The following is a 2,793-nucleotide window of genomic DNA, read 5'->3' as shown; positions in this document are numbered from 1 at the left end:
AGTCAGTCCAACACTCTAGCAGTGCCACTGGCACTTTTACCATTTCGGTTGCACAAGTAGGGGTCGAGCCGAGATAGCTGTAAAAAAGTGCCACTTACCTTAGCAGATATTAATTTAGGGGGTTTTGAGTAGCATTAGCAGACATAAAACCCTTTTTTGAGCCAAATTATATCTGCTAATAATAGTTAGCAGACATTAACCGAGCGTAACAAAATATGGCTGAAATCTAGATATAGTAGGTCTTTTCAGCGAAGTGGCACTGAATTACACGTATCTCGGCTCAATCCCTTAGTCGTCAGATGTTGGCAAGTTTGAGTCCTTACCTGACACGCCATTTGAAGCGGTATGGGGATTTTGTGATCGATCTTCAGACGATTCCAATGCCAATGGAAGGGGCAATTTCTATCCCGCTTTCTGAAATTTAAACCTAGTGTTAGTAAGCCTTTGAGGGCTATTTTGCAGGTTTTTACACGTATTCTGTCGCTATGCCCTTATGAGCGTCAACACAACCGTCTGTTAGCCCGATTGCGGGTTGTGGCAGAACACGTCAATCGCCGATTAAAGATTCTTCGGATTTTGGCAGAGCGCTACCGTAACCGCCGACGGCGTTTCGGACTACGCTTCAACTTAATTGCTGCAATTATCAATTTTGAACTCGCCCTCCCTTCATGATTCACGCAAGAGGTCTATTCAAATTACAATTATAAAAACTGTACAGCAGAGGCTTTAGCTCTTATTTCGTGCAAATTAAGTGTCTATTAACTTAACTCAAGTAATCTGGATAATTTTTGCTACTGAGGGTACATCGTTGCCATTTAAGATAAATAACATATAATAGCCCGGTGGATTCAAGTTAATTTTTGTCGGGGTCTTAATGAAAAGGCCACCTGCTGCAGGAGTAAAGCTTAAGCGGCTGATCCTCTGACCTGCATTAAACTGATGAGTCGTCGATGAGAGCCGTATCCACGTTACTTTAGAGATACTTGCTGCATCCGGTGTCTGTACAGTAAACGTTTGACCATAATTGACATTTGTAGGGGCAGAGGTGATTACAGGGCGTGTACCCTTAAATAAATAAGGCGGCGAGTAGATTTCTGCATCGTAGTTACCTTGTTTGGTAATGGGATCGTCTGCGGCACCATTTCCTATGGGTAGACCTCCACCGGCTAAAACTACCCGCCCATCTGGCAATAATACTGCCGTCGAGTGGTAGGTTCGTCGCTTTTGCATACTAGCAACGGTCGTCCACTGGGTTGTTTGCGGGTCCCACATCTCCGCAGCAAATACAGCATTGGTAGTATTGTTGAAACTGTCTGAACTTGTACCACCGGTTACAAGTACTTTTTCATCTGGCAGCAGTGTAACGTTATGGTGTCGCCGCGCAAACTGCATAGGAAATACAGGTATCCAATTATTAGACGTGAATAGTTCAACAACTTCGGAAGTTTTAGTAGGTGGACCATATCTATCATTACTGCCACCAACAATTAACACCTTACCATCGCCATACATTACAGACGTTCCATAATAGCGGTTGCCGAATTTACTGTTGGATATTGTAATCCATTTGCCAGTTCCTGCAGTGTCAAGAGCGCGTGTGGTCTGAGTGGGACCGGAGTTAAAAATCCTACCACTAGGAGCGACAAAGTTCCAAGCATAGGGGTTGACAGGCAGACCCAGCGCCGCGCTACTTAGAGTTCTTAAACTCTGAGTGCCGCCAGCTTCCCAAACTTGAGAAATTTTGTTCAAACTACTACCAGTAATACTCCCACCAACTATTACTCCTTCTCCATTTCCGTTATAAGTGACGGTAGGATACCAGCGACCTGAGTTCATCTTATTGGGGTGTGAACTCCACCGGTTGGTGATGAAATCATAAATGTTAATATCTGGTGAGCCGTCACCGGCGGTGCCAGTTGAGTGTCCTCCGGCTATCAATAATCTGCCAGTGGGAGCAAAGTCGTGACCGCCACAAAAAATGTCAGTTAGTAGAGCGCCAGGTTGTCCAAACGACGGTGAATTGGTAAATGTGTTTGTAGCCGGATTCCATAAAGTATATTGTGGAGGGTCGCCTAACGCCAGCTTGGGGCGCGTCCAAGCCAGTACCTTCCCATTAGGACCGACAGCCATATGAATAGCAACAAGCGGCCAGTTGGAAGGAGCTTGCCATTTTCCCGCTATTACTGGGTCCGTTAATTGGGCTAATTTTGCACCCAAAGCTTTAGTTGAGGGATATTGAGAAGTTAAAGTTGCTTGTTTGACTTTTGGACAAGCGTACTCTTCCTCTGGAGCCGGGTTAGCGCAGATTTCTTCCCGAATTTGCTGGGTTCTAGCTTCGCGCTTTGCCAAGTCATCTTGCTTCTCTTTCTTTTTAGTTGAACTCAAATCATCTTGAGCAATTTGACCGCTGAGGACGAGATTAGCGATCACTTTATCATTTCTAACTTGCTTAAGTGTAATTAATCCTGCCTCTTCAAGCCCATGGTCGCATCCTTTCTCAAGTTCTTTGTACTCGTCCTTAAGCTTCTGTTTTATTTCGCGCTTGCTAGTTCCAGTAGCAACTATCTGGGCTTCTTCTTGCAGGACATCTATACAAACATCAACACTATGGGCTTTGAGCGGAAGAATAAAGCAAAAGTTCTCAAAGGCAATGAGAGTTGTTGCTGTTAGCAACAAACGACTAGCTCTGTTGTTCATATTTATTGTGGGTTTTTTTGCAATTATTCTCAAGCATTGTCTAATTGAAAACTAAAATGCTACAAATATTTTTGATCTGAAACCAGCGATAGTTTT

At 44.0% G+C, this 2,793-nt stretch carries 1 protein-coding gene and 1 pseudogene; one reads left to right on the top strand and one right to left on the bottom strand.

Features of this window, described 5'->3' with window-relative positions; translation table 11 throughout:
* Nucleotides 1–507 precede the first annotated feature (507 nt).
* A pseudogene (locus ACEW80_RS23720) lies at nt 508–672 on the top strand (IS5/IS1182 family transposase); the annotation flags it as partial.
* Between the two features lie 96 nt (nt 673–768).
* Here ACEW80_RS23720 and ACEW80_RS23715 read toward each other — a convergent pair.
* The gene (locus tag ACEW80_RS23715; RefSeq protein ID WP_373528947.1) at nt 769–2,697 is read right to left on the bottom strand and encodes a galactose oxidase-like domain-containing protein; all 1,929 of its coding nucleotides are present in this window, start codon (nt 2,695–2,697) and stop codon (nt 769–771) included.
* Between the last annotated feature and the right edge of the window lie 96 nt (nt 2,698–2,793).

The organism is Nostoc sp. (assembly GCF_041747015.1).
Classification (GTDB): Bacteria; Cyanobacteriota; Cyanobacteriia; order Cyanobacteriales; family Nostocaceae; genus Nostoc.
The sequence above is the reverse complement of the archived record's forward strand: the minus strand, read 5'-3'. Positions and strand labels throughout refer to the sequence as shown.

Coding starts and splice junctions, on each gene's coding strand:
- ACEW80_RS23715 (WP_373528947.1), bottom strand. CDS start 2,697: ATGAACAACAGAGCTAGTCGTTTGTTGCTAACAGCAACAACTCTCATT.